At 33.2% G+C, this 2,713-nt stretch carries 4 protein-coding genes; all 4 read right to left on the bottom strand.

Annotated features, from left to right (window positions below; all coding sequences use genetic code 11):
• Window positions 1-41 precede the first annotated feature (41 nt).
• Window positions 42-272, bottom strand: a complete 231-nt coding sequence (locus D6734_07635; protein ID RMF94490.1) for a hypothetical protein — start codon at window positions 270-272, stop codon at window positions 42-44.
• A complete protein-coding gene (locus D6734_07630; GenBank protein ID RMF94489.1) occupies window positions 256-786 on the bottom strand; it encodes a hypothetical protein in 531 nt (176 codons plus the stop codon). Before D6734_07630 ends, D6734_07635 begins: the two co-directional genes overlap by 17 nt.
• Window positions 758-1,276 (bottom strand): hypothetical protein, encoded by a 519-nt coding sequence (locus D6734_07625; GenBank protein ID RMF94488.1) that lies wholly within the window; start codon window positions 1,274-1,276, stop codon window positions 758-760. Before D6734_07625 ends, D6734_07630 begins: the two co-directional genes overlap by 29 nt.
• Window positions 1,273-2,713, bottom strand: a 1,441-nt coding sequence (locus D6734_07620) for a hypothetical protein (protein ID RMF94487.1), incomplete at its 5' end; no start/stop codon positions are given. The genes D6734_07620 and D6734_07625, both read right to left, overlap by 4 nt.

The following is a 2,713-nucleotide window of genomic DNA, read 5'->3' as shown; positions in this document are numbered from 1 at the left end:
TTCCAATTCTGATTCCATCAACTACTAAATACCATACCATTTCATTCTTTTAAAATTAATGAGTTGGGAAACATTTGTTTTATTTTATTTAAAGCATATTCTTGTAATTTAAGGGCTCGGTCTATGTTCTCTTCATTATCTAATGTTATTGAAGATATCCTTATCTCAAATTGTAAGTCCCCCTTGGCTGTATTCTTTAATAATATTTTATCTCTTTCATCTGCAACGTTATTTTTAATCTCTCCATTTGAGAAATTAAGTTTGTTTACCATTTTTAAACCTCCTCAACCAATATCTTTTTCCCCCCCTACGAATTAAGTATAGTTCCTCTCCCAGCAACTCAAAGGCAGCAATTGGCATACTTTTACGTTCCGGGTGGCTTAATTTATATTCATCCCATCGTCTCGAATTTAACAAAAAGGTTCTATCTATCCGGCGATGTCCCCTTAACCTATTATTGAAATTGACGCATAGATAACCAATTCCGCCCGAATTATTTGCTAGGAATAGGTTTTCTACTTGGTGTTCTTTTACTCTATCATAAGGCAATGATGGTTTTGATACTTGCTTACATTCTAATAAGCAAAATTTTTTATTTTCGTCTATTCCGCAAAAGTCTGCGGGAACTTGTGGTGCAGATGGAAGTTTAAATCCCTTCATTGTTCTAGCATCCGGGATTTTAAACCAATACCTCCACCCCCACAAACCTAGGCTACGCTCTATCTCTTTCTCAAAAAGATACCCTTGCCTAGTCCGACTACTCTTTGATGAACTCTTTGATGACATTTTTATTGAATTCTTTTCCCATATACATTACCTTTTTGTTTTCTATTATTGCTTTTTTACCTTTTAGATTCAATAAAAACTCTTTTAGAGATGTTTCTTTTGGATTCTTTCCTACAAAATTAGACCACTTCCTAAATAATTTTGCTGCTTCATTTTGTCCTTCTACCCAGATGGTTGGTTCTCTAAAGGTCCCATCAGCATTCCTAAATTGCATAATCCCGCCGTATGTCTCGAATAAGGTGTTATCATTGTAGAATAGTCTTAATATTAATGGTCTATACTCTCTACTGCCATCTTGGGTCTTTGAAATTCTGTTAGTTGCTTCTAATTTAACGTCAAAGATTGTTACTGTTTTTCCATCAAGATTTGGTTTCTCAAATCCTTCTCCAATTTTCCTATTGCTTAAAGAATCTAAAGGTATTTCTGTAGTTTCTTGGTTTTGGTTTAGGTCTTCTACATTTATTTCGGTTTCTTTTATAGGCTCATTCATTTTACATATTCCTCCTTAATTTGTTCTTCTATAACCTCCAGTTCAGATGCTTCATTATTTTGCTTTAGGTTCTCTACTTTTAATCCCAATTTATTCATAACTGCTGGAGTATAAATATTACATAATCTAATTTGGGGCTCATCCTCTCCTGGATATATGATTCTCATACGCTTACGAGATACTGGACGCTCAAATCCAAATTCTCTTAAATACCCCTGAAAAGTACTTGGACTAACCCCTGCCCTCTCAGATGCTTTTAGATACTTATTGAATCCTTCATACATTTCCTTATTAGATACTTTTAGTAATCCATCGGAACATATATACCTTTCATCTTTTTTCTTTTCATCATATAATTTTTTTAAATAATCTCTTAATAATGCCGCATAACCAACTTCCAATCTTTCTTCCTCTATTTGTTTTTTTATGTCAAATATCTTTTCTATCTTTTCTGACATATTTATTCCAACCAACTCTGAGATTATGATCATATTATAAGCTAATTCAGCATTTCTACCAAATAAACTCTTGTGTTCCATTACCTTGACTTTTTTCCTTATAAGTTTACGTAACTCTTTAACTTCTGATTCAACAGATAACTCAAACTCACTATCGCTATTTTTTATCTTTTCTGCTAAGATAATTCCGTTCTCCAAGTACCAAACAAATAGTTTATTAAATAGGGGCCTTCCATATTCCTTTTTTATTATATTGATTAGTGGAACATTTTCATCTGAAGTTTCTGATGTTGTTATTGGTACGCTTCTTGTTGCTAACGCAGGTTCAACATCTGTATGAACCGAGAATATTTTAGGACCGAACACAGCAAAATCCTCTGGTTCCATCGTAACTTTGTTTATTCTTGAGTATCTAACTCCTTTTCTATACCCTTGTCTTATAATTGAATATAAGTCAGAATCTTCTCCCGACTTTTGTTGTATGCTATCCAATTCATCTATAAATAATGTAATTTTTTGTCTGTCTAATATCCTACCGATCAATGCTACAGAAGGATTACCAACAGAATACCCGTGTTTACAAAGGTTTATAGTTAATTCTCCTAAGGTGGTTTTTCCACCCCCCCACTGACCAGCAATTACCACATAAAAAACCGTGTTAAATAGTTCTGCTAACCATGATTGCAATACGAACAGGACGAGAACATCATAATAAATTGGGTCTTGTAAATCTGAAAATACTTCAAAATATTTTCTTATTCTTTTCCACAAATCCTTAATTTCAAGTACATCTACATTTCCCTGTACCCAATCGCTGACTAACTCGTATTCCGGTAATTCAAATGCAAATGTTTTTATAGGTTGTCCCTTAAGTGGAATTTCCTTTCCTTCAATATCCAAAAAGTATTTTTTTGAATCTGGCATTTGAGATATTTGGGTTATTCCAGTTAATCCGCACCAGTTATAAACGTATTTATTA

Source organism: Candidatus Schekmanbacteria bacterium (genome assembly GCA_003695725.1).
Lineage (GTDB): Bacteria > Schekmanbacteria > GWA2-38-11 > GWA2-38-11 > J061 > J061.
This window is presented reverse-complemented; position numbering and strand designations above follow the sequence as displayed.